Here is a 19,035-nt window from a genome sequence, read left to right on the forward strand (position 1 = left end):
CAAGTCATCGACTTGCGCGGCCTTTTTGTGGCGGTTGCTCAGACAAACGCGCCCTGCTTACGGAGCGTTTCACGCAACAATTTCGCATCGAGGTCGCGCGTCGATTTCAGGCCCAGCTTCACGCACAGCGCCGCCGCCGCGCCCGCGCCTTCGCCGATCGCCATCACCTGCGGGGTGATGCGGATCGCGGCATGCGCCTCGTGCGAACTGTCCACGCAGCGCGAGGCAATCAGGAGGTTGTCCACACCTTGCGCACGAATCGTGCGGTAGGGCACGCCATACCATTTACCTTCGGGCGGATACACGCGCTCCGTGCCTTCACCCGTGGGGCTGTGGATGTCGATGAACCAGTTGCCGCAGGCAATGCAGTCCTCGAACGGCGTCACCTCGACGATGTCCTTTGTGGAGACCGTATAATCTCCACGGATACGCCGCGATTCACGCACGCCGATGTGCGGCGCGGTCTCGGACACCACGGCATTTTCAAAGCCCGGGATATTCTTGCGCATAAACGCGGCGACCTCCGCCACCTGGCGGCGCGCCTCGACCATCGCATCGGTCACATCGCGCAGCTTCGTCGCATCCTTGCCCACGATGCGCGTCGTGTTGAAATTCCATTCGCCCGGCTTCGGGTTGCGACCGGCCAGCACGTCTTCGCGCGGCACGGTGATTTCGCCGCGCGCCTTCGCCGCCTGCCACGCTTTGGCAAAATCGGGATCGGCCTGCTTCGAAGCCACCGCTCGCTCGTCGTCGACGCCGGTCATTTTGAAGATCATCGTCATCGGCTGCACGCCGCCGTCGCTCTCACGGCCTTTGTCCGCCGGCACGCCGGCCATCACGCTGACATCACCGTCACCCGAAGAATCGATCACCATCTTCGCGAGGATGACCTGACGGCCCTCCTTCGATTCGATAATCACGCCGCGAACACGGTTGCCCTCGCGGATGACCGCCGCCGCCTGCGCAAAGAACAACGGCGTCACTCCCGAATCCACGACCAGCCGGTCGAGCGCAACCTTGGCCACTTCGCTGTCGTAGGTGCCGCCGCCACCCCAACCGTCGTGTGCGCCCCAGTGTCCTTCATTCCAACCGCCGCGCTCCTGCCAAGCGCGCACGACTTCCGCGAAAATGCCCTTCACATACGGATAAGGCATGATCGCGCTCAGGATCCCCGCAGTCCACGTGCCGCCAAAGCTGCCGAAGCGCTCGACGAGGATCGTGTTCGCGCCATTGCGCGCGGCCGAGACCGCCGCTCCGATGCCGCCGGGGCCGCCGCCAACGACCAGCACATCGCACTCGGCGATGACGGGCAACGTGCGCGCAGGCTCTTCGTAAAAACCAAGGACAGGGGTGGAACTCATGCCCACACGCTGCCACTGCGCTTCCAACTACGCCATCGGCGACGCTTGATAAAATTACATATAAAGTTGTAGTATTTAAGCATGCCGCCCGCCGCGTCCGCGCCATCCACACTCACCTTTGAAGACTGGTCGTTCCTGCACACCCGGCTGCTCTGGTGCTACGAAGGCGAAGTCGATGCGCCCAACCAACACCGGTTTTCCCAGCGCAACCAACTCTCCGCGTGGTGGATTCAAGCCGGCGCGGTCACCGTCAAACGCGGTCGTGACACTTGGACCGCGCGCGCCGGGGAATGGATGTTTTGCGGCCCGCATCCGCTGCACCAGAACTTTTCTCCCGGCGCCCGCATTCTCTCGATCAACTTCAAGCTCGAGTGGCCGTCCGGCGATTCTCTGGTCGAGCAGATCGTCGTGGCCTCCGCCGCCGGCCACCCCGCCCTCGGCAAAGCCGCCCGCTCGCTGTTGCGCTTCATCAGTCGCTGCTTCCCCGGCATCGTCACCGCGCTTCAGCCGCAGTCCGTTAAGCTCACGGACTTCTTTGAAACCCAACAGCTCTTCGCCGCCTGGACCCAGGCCTATCTGAAAACCGTGCTGGCCGCCGGCGTCGTGCCCGCGCGCATGGGCGGCCTTGATCCGCGCGTGCTCGAAGCCCTCCGCCACCTCGACCGCCACGACTGGCGCACGCCCTTCCGTGAAAAAAACCTCGCTGCCACCGCCGGCCTGAGCGCCGGCCATCTCGACCGGTTGTTCGTGCAACAACTCGGCCTCACCCCGCGCGCCTACCTGCAAAAACGCCGCCTCGAATCCGCCACCGCCACCCTCGCCGACTCCGCCGTCCCCGCCAAAAAAATTGCCTACGACCTCGGGTTTTCGTCGGCCTCGCACTTTTCGCACTGGCTGCGTCGCGCCACCGGAAAATCCCCCCGCCAGGTGCGCATCGGCACGACTTGAAGCCAGAGTTGGCTTTTTCCCGCCAACCTGCGACGGTTGCCGCCCTGTATGAAGTCCGTCCTCGAATTCAAGGCCCGCAAGGGCAAGGGCCGTATCAGCATGTCCACCGCCTACGCGCACTGGGAAGCCCGGCTCCTCGCCGACTCGCCTGTCGATTGCGTGCTGGTCGGCGACAGCGTCGCCACCGTCGTGGACGGTGAAGCCACCACGTTTGCCGCCACGCCCGAGATCATGGCGCGCCACACCGCCGCCGTGGCCCGCGGGCTAGCCGGTTCCAAGTTTCTCATCACGGACTTCCCTTTCCTCGCCGCGCGCAAAGGCATCGCCGCCGCCGTCGAGTGCGCCTCGCTGCTCATGCGCGCCGGTGCCCACGCCGTGAAGATCGAGGGCATCGACGGACACGAGGACGTCATCCGCCACCTCGTGCAATCCGGCGTGCCGGTCATCGGTCATCTCGGCCTCACCCCGCAATCCGTCCACGCCCTCGGCGGCTACAAAGTTCAGGGCAAGACCGACGCCACCGCCGCCGATCTGCTGCGTCAGGCGCAGGCGGTCGAAGCCGCCGGTGCGTCCGGCCTCGTCCTCGAATGCGTGCCGACGGATGTCGCCCGCGAAATCACCGAAGCCCTCACGATTCCCGTGATCGGCATCGGCGCCGGCCCGCACACCGACGGACAAGTGCTCGTGTTCCACGACATGCTCGGCCTGAACACCGGCTTCAACGCGAAGTTCGTCCGCCATTTCGCCGACGGGAATAAAGTCATGGGCCACGGGCTCGCATCCTACGCCAAGGCCGTCGCCGACGGCTCCTTCCCGAGCAAAAAAGAATCTTACTGAATAGTTTAAACACAGAGTTCACAGAGGACTCAGCGTCCGTTCCTTCCGACCTCCGCGATCTCTGCGTTCTCTGCGTTAAAAATCCGCCTCCCATGACCACCGCCCGCAAGCCCCGCCTGCTCTTCCTGCTCACCGGCTCGATCTCGTGCTACAAGGCGTGCTTCGCGATTTCGCGGCTCGTGCAGGCCGGCATCGAGGTGCGCACGGTCGCCACACCTTCGGCGCTAAAATTTGTCGGTGGCGCCACGCTCGAAGGCCTCACTGGTCATCCCGTCGCCAGCGATCTCTGGGAGTCCGGCAAGGCGATGGACCACATCAACCTCGCCCGTTGGGCCGACCTCGCGCTCGTCGCACCTGCGACCGCGAACACCATCAACCGCCTCTCTTCCGGCCTGTCCGACGACCTCGTCGGCAGCCTTTTCCTCGCGTGGGAAATCCAGAAGAAGCCCTGGTGGATCGCCCCCGCAATGAACGTCGCGATGTTCAACCATCCGCTCACGCAGGCCTCGCTCAAAAAACTCACCGACACCGGTGTGCGCGTGCTGCCCACCGGCTCCGGCGCCCTCGCCTGCGGTGAAGAAGGCGAAGGCCGACTGATCGAGCCCGAGCAACTTCTCGCCCAAGTCCTAGCGGAACTCGGTTCGAAAATTGCCTGAGCCGTCCGGCTGGTTGCCTCCGAATCTCAACTCTCAGCCCTAAACTCTCAACTCGATCGTGCGCATTCTCATCACGTCCGGCGCGACTCGCGAGCCGATCGACGCGGTTCGTTTCCTTTCCAACGTAAGCACCGGCCGCACCGGCGCACTGCTCGCCGACGCTCTCACAGCACACGGCCATGTCGTGACGTTGCTCCACGGCGAAGCCGCCGTCCGCGCGCAACACGTCGCGGCCTCCGAGTCGTTCTCATCGACCACCGATCTCCAGTCGCAACTCCGCCGTCTTCTCGGCACGGGCAACTTCGACGCCGTGATCCACGCCGCCGCGGTGTCTGATTATCGTCCGTCCGAGACGCGCGACGGCAAGATGTCGTCCTACGCCACCGAGATCACCTTGCGCCTCGTGCCGACGCCCAAACTCCTCCCCGAGCTTAAGCAGTGCGCGCCGCATCCCATCAAGGTCATCGGCTTCAAACTCACCGCCGGCGCCGACACCGAGGCGCGCTCAATCGCCGTTTCGAAGCTCTTCGCCGCCGGCACGGTCGACGCCGTCATCCACAACGACATGGACGACCTTGCCACCGGCGACTCGCGCCCGTTCTCCGGCTGGCGCGCCGGCACGCATACGCCCGAACCGCTAGCCGGCATCGATGCGCTGACCGCGTGGCTGCACGCATTTGTCAGCGTCTGAGCCCCGAGTTTATTGCGCGGCGGGCGGCAGGGTCTTGCCCGTGAGCACCGCTTTTTTCCACTGGGCCGCCCGGCTGAAATAGGCGTTCTGCGCGCCGCCAGTTCCATGGTGATTGGAGAGCGGCAGGATCAACGCTTCCTTCGTGCCTTTCAGCACATTGATCGCCGCCGCGACGCCGGTGGGCCGCGAGGTTTCATCAGCCAGACCATACGCGACGAGCGAAGGGACCTTCACACGTGCCGCAAAATTAATGCCGTCAAAATAACCAGCGGTGGTTTCGACTTTCTTCATGTCGCGATCCCGCGGTCCCCAGGTGGATAACCAATACGGCCAGCCAAACGCACGGCCGGCCCGAGGAGCATAATTGTCACAGCCTGCGGGCACTACAGCCATGAGTCCGGTGACCTTGGGCGAAAGCGCGGCTGTCGCGAAAGCTTGAAGGCCGCCTTGCGAAGCACCGGTGACAATCAGTGTTTTTCCATCCCAGTCGGGACGTGAAGCCAGGTATTCAGCCGCGCGCGCGCAACCGAGAAACATGCGCAGGAAGTAGGACGTCTCGCGATCCTCGCTGCCAATGTAGATGTAGTTCTTCAGCGCACCGTCCTTCAGGTTTTTGTAGAACTCGGGCGATTCGTCGATCGGCAGATCGTGCGCGCTGATGTTCAGCGTCAACCAGCCCGACTTCGCGTCGGAAACGACAGTGTTCTGATCCAGAGCGTAAACGCCGGCGAACTGGACGACGAGCAGCGCGGGATATTTACCCTCGGCCGAGGGGCGCGCGAGCTGTCCGCGCACCTTGGTGCCGCGAATGTTGTCGAGCGTGACCTTGTAATAATCGACGCCCGCGGTGTTTTTCGCGTCGGGTATTTTCTCGAGCACGGGCTTGACCGGAACCTTGGCCAGCTCGGCCAGCTTTGACTTCCAGAATGCATCGAAGTCCGCCGGCTCGGGCGCGGCGGGCTTGATTTTATCCGGTGCGTAAATCGCCCCGCCCACCGCAAGTGGAAGCGCGTATTTTTCGGGCGGCATCACCTGAATGATGAGCACGCCGGCATCGGCACGACTGGAGGACAACACCACCGGCCCGGCGCTCAGGTCGAGCTTGCCTTCGGAAACGACCACCTCGCCGTCCTTCTTGATTTTGTAGACTAAATCCGGCGCCGGCACACCGGCTTCACTCTTTAAATTGACCGTCCAGGAAACGGTTTCACCAGGTGTGTAAACGCCTGCAGCCTTGTCGGGCACGATGGTCGGAACGGGCGCGGCCGAGAGCCACAGCTGGCTGACGAGAAAGAGCGGAGCGAGGCAACGCAGAGCAAACCGACGGGGTAACGTGATCATTAAAGTGAAGGTAATTTAAGGGCGGCCACCATCGCGAGATAACCGGACGCGCACCAACTCTGGCGCTGCAACACGGGGTAAATCTCCATGCCGGCGCGCTCATGATGTTCCTGCAGTCCGCCATAAGGCTGGCCCGTGTCGGGATGAAATACCTCGATAAAACCACCGTCGCGGCAGGCCTTCGCGGCGAGAGAAACGAGTTCGCGGCGCGCAAGGTCTTCGCGCCCGCGGGCGACACAGGCCAGCGCCCACGCAGCGTTGACCTGCGGCCAGATCGGACCGGAGTGACGTCCGTATTCACCGCGTTCAGCGTAACGTGAATAGGTCGGCCACACGCAGGGAATCCCATGTGCACTGAGATGGATGGTCTCAAAAACCCGACGCGCTTGCGCCTCATCGGCGACACCGAAGAGCAGCGCAAACGCATGCCCCAATCCTTCCTGGCGGTCATCGTTGCCCGGTGCATCGACGAGGTAACGGTAACGCCCGAGTTCGTCGCTCCAGAAGCGCGTGTTAATGGCGGTGCGCAACGCCTGCGCCTTGCCTTCCCACGAGGCATTCGGAGCTACGCCGAGCGCGTCGGCCATCAGCAACGCGACGCGATACGCGCGGTAATAAAGACAGTTCGTCGAAAGCGCCTTGCACGGCATGCCTCCGCCGGTGGGAAACCGTTTGATCTTCGCCACCTCGACCCACACATGGATTCCGCTGAACGGCGGATCTCCCGCCTGCGGTGCGTAGTAGTCGGGATAACCGGCCACGCCGTCTTGAAAACAAGCGCCGCCGCGAAACAGGCCGTCGGCGGAATCAAACTCCTCGGCCTCGAAACGCGTGAGCGAATTGCTCACCGCTTCGAAGGCGAGCGCAAGAAATGTCCGGTCATTGGTAACGCCATAATGCTCCCACGCGCCCTGCGCCCAGATGATTGCATCCCAATATTGTCCGCCGATGCGCACCGTGCCATCGTCGGTGCGCTCGAGCACAGCGAGCAACGTGTCGCGGGCCACACCGGGCGCGAGGCGCGACAAGGCAAACCAGGTGTTGAAGGCCGCGTCACGCGTCCACGGGGTCACGTATTCAAGCCCCGCGATCAGGCAGGGGGCGGGCGCATCGAGCAGCCCGTCCTTGAACGGCTGCACGTTGCCCAGCAGATCGCCCACCGCGATGCGGAAGGCTTGGTCGAGTTGCGCATCGCCTGAGCGCAGACTGAGCGCGTTCGTTGCAAACGATAGAGCCATGGCGATGTCGTGATTACGGAGCGGTGATCTTGATCGTGATCGTCGCCTCGGAGACCGGGCTGGAGAGGTTGATGCCGAGACGGCGGACCTTGCCCTCGCGGGATTCATCCTTGAGGACCTCGTTCGTCACGGTGAAAGGTGCATTGCCAGTGGTGGCGATTTCAGCGCGCAGCGACTGGCCTTTGTAGGTGATGAGCCAGACGCCGGGCTTTTCCTCGCGAGCTTCGCCGTAAGTGGTGAGCGCCGTGCCGAAGACCTGCGGAGAGGTGAACACAACGCGATCCGTGATCATGAAACCACCCTTGCCCTGGCGGGAATAATCAAAGCGACGCGTCAGCTCTTTGAGCGAAGGCAATCCATAACCGGCCGTCAGGTCCAACGTGACCGAGTCGAAGGAGTCGGTGAATTTTCTCTCCTTCACCGTCGCGGCGTATTGCGAACCGCGTTTTTGCGGCTGGCCGGCGACGAACGGCACCGAGTGGCCGTAGGATGATTTCACCTGATAATCGAAGGCGTTGGGCCCCATGGTGCGGGCGTTGTAAATGGGCACGCCGGGATCGGTGATCACGGGTTCACCGCCGGTCGCGACGACAAACGTGCCGAGGTCGTTGTGACCGTGACTCACACCGTTGTTGCTACCCTTAAAGGAAACGCTGATGCCCGCGGGGCCGGCCGACTGGCGGCCCACGTATATCTGGCTTTGTTCAAACCAGTCGCGCAGGGCGTGGTCCGGCAAGGAGACGCTGCTCTTGCCCGTAACAGGCGCGGCCTTCGCGTCGAAAGACAGGATGGCGCCATAGGAATACAGAAACGCACTATAGGTCGGATCGGGATAAAACGCGCGCACGGAACCGTCGTTGAGACCGTAGCGGCGGTCAATGATGTGAAAGAGCCAGGAGCTCGGGACCTCGGCGAGTTGCGCGTCACCATAGGCTGGATACAAACCGGCCTGCATCTCGAAGCGACGAGGGAACTGGGCCACGAGGCGGATGTTGTCGCGGTCGTAGAAGTTGACCTTGCCCTTGGTCGCGACGAGCACGGCTTCGGACATCAGGACATAATGGCCGAAGCCATATTTCCAATAGCCCATGCCCTCGGGCGAATAACCGTCGGCAGGAAAGCCTTTGATGTAGAACTGCGTTCCCAACTCGGCGGCGGCGATGATCTCGGCACGCTCCTCGACCGAATCGTTCAAGGCCAGCGCGGCGCCGACGATGCCGCCGTGAACGACGGAGTTCCAGTTGTTGGGATCGATGGCCCACCACTCGGGTTTGGTCTCGCCGCGAATCTCGGCGAGGTAGTGAACGAAGAGACGCTCACGCACGCGATCGCGGATGGTTTTGCGCAAGCCGGCAGAAAGTTTGTCGCCGAGCATCGTATCCACGGCGGCAAGATTCCAGGCGGTCATGGCGGTGCCGAGATCATTACGACCAAAGGTGAATTGAACGTGGCCCGAGAGAATCCAGGTGGGCTCGTCGCAAATGGCGGCGACCTCTTTCTCGATGGCAGGAATGAAGCGGCCCTGGTTTTCCATGCCCTCGGCAATGACGAGCGTGGTCAGGCGAAAACGGCGCTGGCTGGTGACGTTGTCGATCTTGCGATCACCGCTTTGCACCGAGGCTTGGTAAGCTTCTGCGGTGATGGCTGGTATAGGCTCGTTCATGAACCGCACTGCGCGGGCGATGTTTTTCTCGCTGGTCGCGGGGTCGGATTTGAGAGCGTCCCAGATGGCGCGATCGGCCAAGGTTGGGCCGAGGCCCTTGGGTTTGGCCGGCAGACAGGAAGCAATTTCCTTCACGCGGGCCGGATCGGGCGTGAGAGCATTGGCCGATTTGGCGCCGGATGAAGGAGTGCTCGCGGCGGAAGTCGTCGACACGGAGGCCTCGACGGGTGTCAGGGAGAAGTCGTCGAAATCGGCGAGCACGGGCCGTTTGCTATATCCATGGACGGCGAGTGAAAAATACTCGGTGCCGGCGGGCGCGGTGAAGTTGAGCTGCTGACGCGTCCAGTCGGACGCATCGGGCAGGAGTTGCAAAGTGAGATCACCGTTGGCCGGTTTGATGGGCTTGCGGTCGTAGTCGTAGAATTGAACCCACACGCCGATGCCGCTGGTGGAGACAACGCGGGACCAGAACTCGAGGCGGTAGGCTTGTCCGCCGACAACAGCGATGCGCGCGCTTTGCAGCCACGAGCCGGGCGAACCGTCTTGTTGGGTAACACGCAGACCGGCTTTTCCGGTGTGCGCAGCCTCGGGTTTGACCTGACTCAGGCCGGCGGCCTGATCGTTTTTATCGAGGACCCAGCTCTCCAGGCCGGACTCGAAACCGGGGTTGGGAAACGGCAGGGGCTCCGCGGCGGAGAGGAGACCGGCGGTGAAGACGAAACTGGTGAGCAGGGAAAGGCGGGCGGGGGTAAACATGAGAAAAGGTCGTGAGCGAAGGTTACTTGGCGGACGAGAATTTAGCCTTCATCTCGTCGAGATGTTTTTGTTCGGCGGCGGCCACGGCAGGCCAGAGTTTCATGCCGTCGATGCTGTGCGTGCTGTCCACCTGCGGGATCATTTCCTTTTTGGTGGGGACCTGATTGTAGGCGGCATAGACGCCCGTGGGGGGGCAGGTCGTGTCGATGAAACCTTCCCACATGTAAACCTGGGCTTTGACGCGCGAGGCGAAATTGACCGTGTCGAAGTAGCGCGAGGTTTCGAGCACGAGTGGATCGGGGTTTCCATCGACCACGGGAACGACTTTGGGCCAGCCGGCGATACGGCCGACGACCATGCCGGTGTGGTCACACATGGCGGCGTTCATCGCGGTGATGAACGTCACGCGATGATCCAACGCGGCACCAGCCATGGACTGCGCACCGCCCTGACTGCCTCCCTCGATGATGAGCGTGTGCCCATCCCATTCCGGTTGGGAGGCGAGGAAGTCCAGGGCGCGCACCACACGCAGATACATGCCGAGGAAATAATAGGTGTCGCGGGACGAGCTGCCGTCCTTGCGGTAGTTTTTGAGGCTGCCGTTGGCGAGGTCGGCATAATAGGATCCGGGCTGGCCGTTGAGGATGCCATGCGCGTTGATCGACAGAGACAGCACGCCGCGACCAGCCCAACGCGCGGAGGCCAGCAAGTCGCCGCTACGCACGCCAGCGCCGTCAACGTAGAGGCGGGCGGGATGGCCTTTGGGCGTGGTTTTGAGCGGACGCGAATAGTAGCCGGAAACAGGAGCGCCGATGCTGTCGACCTTGAGGTCAAACACCTCGATGCCGGGGCGATCAGCGGGAGCGGGCACCGGTGTCAGCACCGGGTTCATGGGCACGGCGGCGAGGCGTTTTTTTTGAGCATCCCAGAACGCATCGAAATCGGCGGGAGCGGGCATGCTTGGTTTGATTTCAAACGGATCAATGCCGGCGGCGGCGGCAGCGACATACGCAGTCTTGCCATCTTTGAAGGTGACCTGGCATTGCAAGAACCCGGGCTCGCCCAGTGAACCGGTCACGGTGGCGACACCGTCTTTGAGAGTGATGGTGCCCTTCTGGTAAGGCGCCACCGTATCCTTGGAGATCAGGTAATCGACCGCTTGATCGGCGGCGGGTTTCTGCTGATGGAGCAACGTGATTTTGTAGGTGACGGTCTCGCCCTGCTTGTAGATGGCATCGGGGCGTTCGGTTTCCACAGAGAGCACGTAATCGACGGCTTTTTTTCCATCCCACGACGAGGCGGCATCAACGGATGCGACAAAGGAAAGAGGCAGCGCGAAAAAACAAAATGCGCGGTTAAATGCGTTCATAAAACGAAATGGAGGGTTCTCGGAATAACGGACGATTTAAAGCAATGCGTCCGAGGGGGGACGTCATGCAGCCACCTCCGGCAAAGGTGAACAAGGACACGGAGGTTCTATCAATAGAATCACCACGCGGTTTACGCATGTGATGCGCGTTGCCACGGGAGATCCTAGACCACGGCCGGCCGGATGGATTTGCCCTCGACCCACTCGCTCTCGACGAAAAACTGAAAGCGCTTGGGCGGGATGCCGCGTTCATTGCGGTGAAGCATGTCGATGAGGAAATCGACGGCCTTATGCCCGATGAGCAGATCGTTTTGATAAACGCCGGCGAGAGATCCATCGAGCGCAGTGACGCTCAGCGAGGCGGAGCCGCATTGTTTCGGCGTGATCTTCAGCAGGCGAAGAAACTCGGCCACCGTGGGATAAATATAGAGGATGACATCGGGCTTGTGGCGGCGATACCACGCGGCGAACTCCTTGCACTCGGTGGCGATCGTCGTGTCCTCGAGCACCAGCGGCGGAATCCGGTTTTCGGGAAGGAAATCGTGTTGCTCGGAAAGGAATCCGGCGCGGAAATTCTGGTCAGTGCGTTCGTCGGTTTCGCGTGTGGTCACGAAGCCGAGCCGGTGATAACCGCGGGTTCGGAGCATGCGCACGGCCAGGCGCGACGAACTGTATTGCGCGTTGGTGATCAGGTGGAGCCGGGGCCAGCTCAAGGTGAACCCGAAGCAGACCGACGAAAATTCATTCCAATCGAAATCGAGATGGGCGCGGCTGTGCGCCTGAGGCGGAATGAGCAGACCTTTGATATTGCGGGCGCGCAGCACGCTGGAGAGGCGGCTGCCGCCCAGTTCGGAAAAATAAAAGACCTCCAGTTTATAGCCGAGCTCGGTGGCGCGCTCCTCCGCTCCTTTTAAATAATGGGCAAAACCTTGAGGCCCGTGGCTCTTGATAGTGGGCGGACACAACCAGGCCAGCGTCCCCTGATGATGGATACGCTTGGAACGATTCCGGTAAACCGTGAGTGCCGACAGCATCGGGTCGGGCGTGTAGCCCATTTCCATCGCCAAATCCTGGATGCGTCGCCGCGTGGTTTCGGCCAGCCGGGGGTCATCGCGCAACGCCAGTGAAACGGTGGTTATGTGAACACCCGCCTTGAGCGCGATGTCCTGCTGTCTGACGTAGCCGGGGGTAGCCATCGCACTCTGCTAAGCCAGCCGCCGCGGCCAAATCCAAGACAATTTTTCGACACAGCCCGGCCGGAACAAGGTTTCACGTCGGGCGCAGCCGGCCTGCGATAGACATTAAAACCATCCAGAAATTTCTAATGTTAGAAATTTGAGCGGCTTGGAGGGGGCTGATCGCCGCCTTAAGCGTCGGACAACCCCGTCTGTCGCTCCTTTGATATCCCCAACGGAGAATCGATGCACGCAGGTCTATTCTTACCCCATCAGCATATGAAAAAGTTACCCTTCACGCTTACCTCCGCATTATTCCTTCTGGCCGGCGGAGTGCGTGCCCAAAACGTTTGGAACGGCGCTGGCGTCACGGGCGGCACAGCCGGCACAGATTGGACTGCTGCAGCCAACTACACGGCGACGCCCGCGTTCAACGCGACGACCGACTTGAAGTTCTCTACCATCACGAACGCATCGGGCGGCGTGACCTTATCGGCGGGAACGGGCGGCGCGTATGCGGTGAAGGATCTTTATTTCGGCGACACGACGACACTGGGAAGCGGCCAGACCAGCACTCAGGCTATCACGCTGAATGGCAATGGAATTGCTGGGCAGACAATCATCGATCTCGCAGGCAATATTTTCCTGCCCTCGACCAATGCTTCTAAAATCACACTGGGGGCCGATTTGACGCTCAATCTGAGCACCGCCGCCCACCAAATTAATTTCAAGGCCAACAGTAACGTGACCACGGTCAATACCACGGCGCCGGTTCTGGTGGTCAATGCCTTGGTGACGGGTGGTGGAGCAAGTGCGACATTTACCCCGCGGTTTTCCACTTATGGAACCAGCGGCGGCACGGCGGCCATCGTGCTCACCAATAACAACAGCTCGTTTGTCGCGACCCAGAACCGCTTCGACAACTACGTCGGTTTCACGTCGATCGGCAACGTAGGCGGAGGCAACAGCAGCATGGGTAACGCCACGACAACAAGCACGGGCACGATCAGTTTAGGCAATGGCGGCAACTTGAATTATATCGGCACGGGCGACCAATCCACGGATCGCAACCTGGCACTGACGAGCACCAACGCCCTCGGCAATTCGTCCGTGGGCACGACACTCACCTACAATGGCCAAATGACCGCCGGCAACACCGTGATTCTGCGCACCAATGTAATTGGCGGAAGCACACTGGTCATTAACAGCACCTTGGCAGACGGTCCGTCGGCGGCGGCGTTTACGATCAACAAGCAATTTACGACCACTTATTACGACACCACCGGCGCGACAGCCTCCAATGACGGCACCGGCACACTGGTTCTAGGCGGCGACAATACGTTTACAGGAGCAGTCAACATCTCGGCCGGCACCGTGCGGATCACACATGCCAACGGCTTGGGCGGCACCACCGGCGCAACGCTCGTATCAAGCAATGCTACGCTGGATCTTAACGGTCAGACGGTAGGCGCGGAAGCAGTAAGCCTCACCGGCACCGGCGTGGGCAGCGTAGGTGCGTTGAGGAACAGCAGTGCATCGGCTGCCAGCCTGGGCGGCAATGTCACGTTGACAGGCAATACATCAATCGGCGCCACCGGAACCCTGAAGCTTACCGGTGTCATCGGTGAATCCGGGGGCGTTCGCACGCTTACCAAGATTGGCACCGGCGAACTCACGCTCAACGGTATCAATACTTACACCGGCACGACCACGGTGAGCGCCGGCACGCTCGGTGGCATCGGCTCGATCTCCACGGGTGCGGCGACCTTTGCCACCGGCACCACGCTCAATCCCGGCGATGGCGCGACCACCGGCCAGTTCAGTTTCGGCGGTAATCTCGCGCTGAGCAACGACGCGATCTTCAGCGTCTCGCTCAACCAGTCAGCTGGAAATGGCTACGACCGCGTCGCCGTCGCCGGCACGACCAACATCACCGGCTCCATCCTCAGCGTCGGCTTCGGCACCAGCTTCGATTCCACCGCACAGGTCGGCCAGACGTTTAGCATCCTCACGAGCATTGGCACGCTTACCGGTCAGTTTGATCAAGGCACTTCCATCACCGCCACATCGGGCACGGCCACCTATGATTTTGGCATCAGTTATACCGGCAACATCGTGACACTTACCTTGAACAACATCTCGGCGATTCCCGAGCCGTCGACGTGGGCACTCATCGCGGGCGCGGCGTCGATGCTCGCCGTTGTCGCTCGTCGTCGCCGCCACAACTAATCAAAGCGGACTTCGATCCGCTTATTTCACTCACCGCCGCCGGAATTCAAGCCGGCAGCGTTTTACTTGATCACGATGTCGCCACCGTCGGGGAGTGCGTCGAACTGCACTTCGCCGTTTTTAACGGTCTTGGTCTGGCGGACACTTCCCTGAGTGATGGTGACGCGCTTCCACTCCGCCGGCACTGCGACGGCCAGGGTCAGCGGTTGATCGTAGAGAGCCGGGTCACTTTCCGAGGTGAGCGAAAGCCGCAGGATCGTATCCCCCGACTCGATCACGCGCACTTGGGCCGTGCGGCGTTCGGTTTCGTATTTATGATAGGAAAGCGGATCGGTCAGCCACAATTCGCCCGAGCAGGCATCCAGTTTGTCGAGCAGCGCGAGGAAGTAATTGATCGGCGCACTGTGCCAGTCACCCCCGACGCCATGAAACGCCAGATGGCGCATCTCACCCTTCGCAATGGCTCCATCCACCCAATCAATCATTTCGGCGGTTGTCTTGATTGAAAACGGCGGACCGAAAAATGGCGGACGCTCGATCATGTGGTGCTTCGCCAGCACGGCCTGGATTTCGGCTTCGCTGATTTTCCATTGCTCACGCGGAACGCCGGGCCGCGCCCAGTCGCGCAAGCGCACGGCGGGCCGGTGCGGATAAAGCCGGTCGATGACTTCGTTCGCATCGGCAATTTCACTATCAAACTCGGCGACACTTGGCGCGCCGAGATGTTTGAACGTGTGATTGGCGAGTTCGATGAGCGGACTCGCAGCCTCCTTTTCCCACGCGACTTGATGGCTCTTGTAGGGACCATTGCCGGGGTTGATGTAGAACGTCCCGGGAATGCCGCGGTTCTTTAGCGCGGGAATGGCAAACTCCAGGTGGGACGGCGCGCTGTCGTCGAACTCGACCATGAACACGGCGCGCTTCCCGTCTTTCCATTTCAGCACGCTGGCTTTGCCGGCGCCACCGGCGGCGACATTCGCTTTTGAGGCGGCGGTTTTTCGACGGTTTCCGGGGTGCATGGACGGGGCAGACATGAGCCTTGGCCTGAGGTGCCCGGTGCCACGGGTCAATCGATGTGGTTTTCGATCAATAGAACGCCTGTGCCGACGGAGCCGGTGCCAGGCGTCCGTCCACAAAAAGGGGCGCGCTAGTTATGCGCGCCCCGCGTGGCTGACGACGTTGCTTGATTTTGCAGCGTCTTACTTCGCGTGCATTTCGGCGGTGTGCGCCAGCACGAGCTTGCGCATATCGTTCCAGATTTGCGGACCGATGTCGTGGCCGCGATCGGGCCAGGTGATCATTTCCTTTTTTCCACCGAGGTTATTGTAAGCGGCGTAGCTCGCCGTGGGCGGACAGATGATGTCGATGAAGCCTACTTCCATGTGAACGGGAATCTTGATGCGCGCGGCGAAGTTAACGCCGTCATAGTAACGCATCGCTTCGAGAACCTTTGCGTCGGGTTTGCCATCGGCACCGACCGGGATCGCCTTCGGCCAGCCGGCGATGCGACCGGCAACCATTCCCGTGTGATCGGTGAGACCGGGAACATTGGAAACGATGAACGTCACGCGCTGGTCGAGCGCGGCACCGGCCAGCGAAAGGCCGCCGCCCTGGCTGCCGCCGAGGATGATCAGCGTCTTGCCGTCCCACTCCGGTTGCTCGGTCAAAAACTGTAGCGCGCGCAAAACGCGGAAATAAACGCCTTGGAAATAAAAGGTGTCGCGGGATTCGCGTCCGCGTTTGCGGTAGTCGCTCAACTCACCGACGTCCAATGCGCCGTAGTATTCGCGGGTTTCTCCGTTGGCGATGCCGTGCGCATTGATCTCGGCCACGATCATGCCGGCCTTTGCCCAGCCGGCCATCGAATCGAGATTGGCGCTGCGCACGCCGGCGCCCGGCACGAAGAGCACGGCGGGCAGGCTCTTGGGCTTGGCGCCGATCGGGCGTCCGTAAAAACCAGTCGAGGGCGCACCGATGCTGTCCACAACAAAGCTGAAGGTCTCGGCGCCGTCCCGATTGGCCGGAGGCGGAACGGAGGTGAGCTTCGTGTTCATCGGAACCGCCGCGAGGCGCTTTTTCTGAGCAGCCCAAAATGCATCAAAGTCGGCGGGCGCAGGCATGCTGGGTTTGATCGCGGCGAGATCGATGCCGCCGGCGGCCAACGCGCTGATCGCGGGCTTCGCTCCCTTGAAATTCACTTTGCACTGGAGAAAGCCCGGCTCCTTGAGGCTGCCAGTGACGACTCCTCGGCCCGCCTTGAGCGTGAGTTTACCCGTTTGAATGGGAGCCACGCCGTCCTTGGAAATCGTCCATTCGATTTCCTCGGCGTCCGCAGGTTTCTGATTCTGCTGAAGCTCGACGTTGAACGTCACGGTTTCGCCCTGGCGATAAATCGCATCCTTACGGTCGGTCTCGACCGAGAGCACGTAGTCGACGGGCGTCTTACCGTCCCACGACGACGCGGCACGCGCGGATTGGCTGAGCAACAACACTGCGCCCAACAAGGGGACACAAAGAAGGAAGAGATGACTACGCATGCGCGATAAGGCTTGGGCCCTTGGGCCAGGGTTGTGGGGACGAACGAGGTAAACCGACAGAGCCATCATTCAGGAAAAACCCGTGGAAACAAAATCACCATGGTTCTACCAATAGAACACAGCCAAGGCGCTTGTGGTGGTTAAACGGATACCTTTTTCGCCCGCTTCTGGACGTGGAGGGTTTTCCCATCGACCCATTCGCCCTGGATCATGAACTGGAATCGATCCGTCGGGATGCCGCGCTCGTTGCGATGGATCATGTCGATGAGGAAATCCACCGCCTTCCGGCCGATGATCGTGTCGTTTTGATAGATGCCGGCGAGCTGGTCGTTCTTGTTCTTCAGGCTCAGGGACGCCTGTCCGCACGTCTTTGTATCCAGTTTCAGGCGACGCATTAATTCCGGCACGGTCTCGTGCAAAAACATGACGCAATCCGGCCGGTGCTCGTCATACCAACGAGAGAACTCGTCCACTTCACTCTCCATGGAAAGGCACGTCAGCGTGAGGAGTGGCAGCCGGTTCTCCGGTTCGAATTTTCGCTGCTCGGAAAGGAAACCGGCGCTGAAATTCTGGTCAGTGCGCTCGTCACTCTCACGGGCGGTCACAAACCCGATGCGACGATAGCCGTAGTTTTCCCGCAACGCGCGGACCGCGGTGCGAGCCGAGCTGTATTGCGCGTTGCTGATGACGTGGAGCCGCGGCTCGGTGAGCGTGAACCCGAAACAGATCGAGGAGAAATGCTCCCAGTCAAAGTCGAGGTGGACGTGGCTGTTGGTTTGAGGCGGCAGCAGCAAGCCGGTGATGTTGCGGGCTTGAAGCACCTTGGAGAGACGCGGCCCGCCCAGATCGGAAAAATAAAACTCTTCCAACTGATAACCCAGTTCCTTGCAGCGCTCCACCGCGCCTTGGCGATAGGGCATGAAGGAGGAGTGCCGCTCGCCTTTTTGGGTGTGAGGATTGACCCAAGCGAGCGTGCCTTGGTGGTGAACGCGCTTCACGTGATTACGATAAACGGTAAGTGCCGAAAGCATAGGATCGGGCGAGTAACCCATTTCCTTCGCGAGGGCCTGAATACGCTTTCGAGTGGTCTCGGGCAGACGTGGATCGTCGCGCAGGGCGAGTGATACCGTCGTGATGTGCACACCGGCGCGCTCGGCGATATCGCGCTGTCTGACGTGGTTGGGGTTAACCATTGTGCTATAAGTAGAATGGCCGGTCGGAAAAACCAGTTAATTCCAAGGTGAGAGCCCCTCCCCGCGTGAAATCGCTGTCGATCAACCGGCCTGTCCGAGCAAGCGGGCAGTCAGGTGATCGTGAAACGCCGGAAGGTTTTTCCAGCTCATGGCGACGCGCGCGGTGTAGGGCCCTTCGGAATCCCTCACCGTGAAACCATCATCGGTGATGTTGAAGCGGATGATCTCGGTGTTCACGAAGTCTTCGGCGTAGGCGAGATACACCGCGACGCAGTCGAAGAGGACAGTGGAGCGTATCGCGAAATAATCGCAGTGCATCCAGTCAACGCGCGGCGCGAAGACGCAGTAGTTCTCGATCAATGCGCGCAGCGCGGGGTCGCCGGTGGCGCTCCAGATGCGGTGATAGTTTTCTCCGTCGAGCACGGCAAAGTTACAGGTGTCGAGCGGCGTGAGCAGCACATCCAGCCACGGCGCGGCCATGACGGCGCGGAAGGAATCGGGCGCGAGGCGGACGTTGGTCTCGTTACTCGCGGGCAAGCCGCCGGTGTAGCCCACATCGAAGCTGCCGAACATGCCGACGAGGCGGCAACGCGCGGCGATGTGCGGAGCGCGAGCCAGCGCGATCGCGAGATTGGGTGAAGGCGCGATGGCGATGATCGTGACCGGCACCGGCGAATCCTCGATGATCTGGATCATGCGACCGATGCCGTCCTGGGCGATTTCACCGGGATACTTGGCGAGATCGTAGCCCTTGATCCACGGCTCTTGGTTGCGCACATTAGGCGGGGTGGGAATCGAGCTTTCGCCGATACCGAGAGGAATATCGGTCCGGCCGGCAACCTCCATGAAACGAGCGGTGACGGTGCTGCGAAACGTCATGTCGCCGGCCGCCATAAGAATGAGCTTGGGATCCAGTTCGGGGCAACGGAAGAGCTGCGCGAGCGCCCAAGTATCGTCGATGTCGGTGCCGAGATCGGTATCAAGAATGACGGGAATGCGGGACAAGGTTTTCACAAAGATAAGGGAGTCGGGGTCTGCCGT

General features: G+C 61.2%; 15 protein-coding genes. 5 read left to right on the forward strand and 10 right to left on the reverse strand.

Annotated elements, in window-relative coordinates; genetic code table 11:
- Nucleotides 1-38: 38 nt before the first annotated feature.
- Nucleotides 39-1,361, reverse strand: a complete 1,323-nt coding sequence (locus FPL22_RS10265; protein WP_144230185.1) for an FAD-dependent oxidoreductase — start codon at nt 1,359-1,361, stop codon at nt 39-41.
- A gap of 81 nt (nt 1,362-1,442) precedes the next feature.
- Here FPL22_RS10265 and FPL22_RS10270 point away from each other — a divergent pair, with 81 nt between their 5' ends.
- The 4 genes from FPL22_RS10270 (at nt 1,443) to FPL22_RS10285 (ending at nt 4,493) form a co-directional block, all read left to right on the forward strand.
- Nucleotides 1,443-2,309, forward strand: a complete 867-nt coding sequence (locus FPL22_RS10270; protein ID WP_144230186.1) for a helix-turn-helix domain-containing protein — start codon at nt 1,443-1,445, stop codon at nt 2,307-2,309.
- Nucleotides 2,310-2,357: 48 nt separating this feature from the next.
- Nucleotides 2,358-3,146: a 3-methyl-2-oxobutanoate hydroxymethyltransferase gene (gene panB, locus FPL22_RS10275; RefSeq protein ID WP_144230187.1), complete on the forward strand. Its 789-nt coding sequence runs from the start codon at nt 2,358-2,360 to the stop codon at nt 3,144-3,146.
- 92 nt (nt 3,147-3,238) lie between these two features.
- Nucleotides 3,239-3,802 carry a flavoprotein gene (locus FPL22_RS10280; RefSeq protein ID WP_144230188.1) on the forward strand — a complete coding sequence of 188 codons (564 nt, stop codon included), beginning with the start codon at nt 3,239-3,241 and terminating at the stop codon, nt 3,800-3,802.
- Between the two features lie 58 nt (nt 3,803-3,860).
- A complete protein-coding gene (locus FPL22_RS10285) occupies nt 3,861-4,493 on the forward strand; it encodes a phosphopantothenoylcysteine decarboxylase domain-containing protein (RefSeq protein WP_144230189.1) in 633 nt (210 codons plus the stop codon).
- Between the two features lie 9 nt (nt 4,494-4,502).
- Here FPL22_RS10285 and FPL22_RS10290 read toward each other — a convergent pair whose 3' ends face one another.
- The 5 genes from FPL22_RS10290 to FPL22_RS10310 form a co-directional block, all read right to left on the reverse strand.
- Nucleotides 4,503-5,834 carry an acetylxylan esterase gene (locus FPL22_RS10290; protein ID WP_144230190.1) on the reverse strand — a complete coding sequence of 444 codons (1,332 nt, stop codon included), beginning with the start codon at nt 5,832-5,834 and terminating at the stop codon, nt 4,503-4,505.
- Nucleotides 5,834-7,072 (reverse strand): MGH1-like glycoside hydrolase domain-containing protein, encoded by a 1,239-nt coding sequence (locus FPL22_RS10295; RefSeq protein WP_144230191.1) that lies wholly within the window; start codon nt 7,070-7,072, stop codon nt 5,834-5,836. Before FPL22_RS10295 ends, FPL22_RS10290 begins: the two co-directional genes overlap by 1 nt.
- 13 nt (nt 7,073-7,085) lie before the next feature.
- Nucleotides 7,086-9,491, reverse strand: a complete 2,406-nt coding sequence (locus FPL22_RS10300) for a heparinase II/III domain-containing protein (protein WP_144230192.1) — start codon at nt 9,489-9,491, stop codon at nt 7,086-7,088.
- Between the two features lie 22 nt (nt 9,492-9,513).
- The gene (locus tag FPL22_RS10305) at nt 9,514-10,860 is read right to left on the reverse strand and encodes an acetylxylan esterase (protein WP_144230193.1); all 1,347 of its coding nucleotides are present in this window, start codon (nt 10,858-10,860) and stop codon (nt 9,514-9,516) included.
- A 164-nt stretch (nt 10,861-11,024) separates the two neighbouring features.
- On the reverse strand, nt 11,025-12,056 hold the full coding sequence (locus FPL22_RS10310; protein ID WP_144230194.1) for a LacI family DNA-binding transcriptional regulator: 1,032 nt from the start codon (nt 12,054-12,056) through the stop codon (nt 11,025-11,027).
- Between the two features lie 258 nt (nt 12,057-12,314).
- Between FPL22_RS10310 and FPL22_RS10315 the strand changes: the two genes are divergently transcribed.
- Nucleotides 12,315-14,264, forward strand: coding sequence for a beta strand repeat-containing protein (locus FPL22_RS10315; protein ID WP_162525255.1), 1,950 nt, complete (start codon nt 12,315-12,317; stop codon nt 14,262-14,264).
- 62 nt (nt 14,265-14,326) lie between these two features.
- Here FPL22_RS10315 and FPL22_RS10320 read toward each other — a convergent pair whose 3' ends face one another.
- The 4 genes from FPL22_RS10320 to FPL22_RS10335 all read right to left on the reverse strand — a co-directional run bounded on the left by FPL22_RS10320 (nt 14,327) and on the right by FPL22_RS10335 (nt 19,008).
- Entirely contained in the window at nt 14,327-15,298 is a 972-nt protein-coding gene (locus FPL22_RS10320) for a polysaccharide deacetylase family protein (protein WP_144230196.1), read from the reverse strand.
- Between the two features lie 165 nt (nt 15,299-15,463).
- Nucleotides 15,464-16,801, reverse strand: a complete 1,338-nt coding sequence (locus FPL22_RS10325) for an acetylxylan esterase (protein ID WP_162525256.1) — start codon at nt 16,799-16,801, stop codon at nt 15,464-15,466.
- 140 nt (nt 16,802-16,941) lie between these two features.
- Nucleotides 16,942-17,994: a LacI family DNA-binding transcriptional regulator gene (locus FPL22_RS10330; protein ID WP_144230198.1), complete on the reverse strand. Its 1,053-nt coding sequence runs from the start codon at nt 17,992-17,994 to the stop codon at nt 16,942-16,944.
- Nucleotides 17,995-18,075: 81 nt separating this feature from the next.
- Entirely contained in the window at nt 18,076-19,008 is a 933-nt protein-coding gene (locus FPL22_RS10335) for a nucleoside hydrolase (protein ID WP_203235137.1), read from the reverse strand.
- Between the last annotated feature and the right edge of the window lie 27 nt (nt 19,009-19,035).

This window comes from Rariglobus hedericola, assembly GCF_007559335.1.
Lineage (GTDB): Bacteria > Verrucomicrobiota > Verrucomicrobiia > Opitutales > Opitutaceae > Rariglobus > Rariglobus hedericola.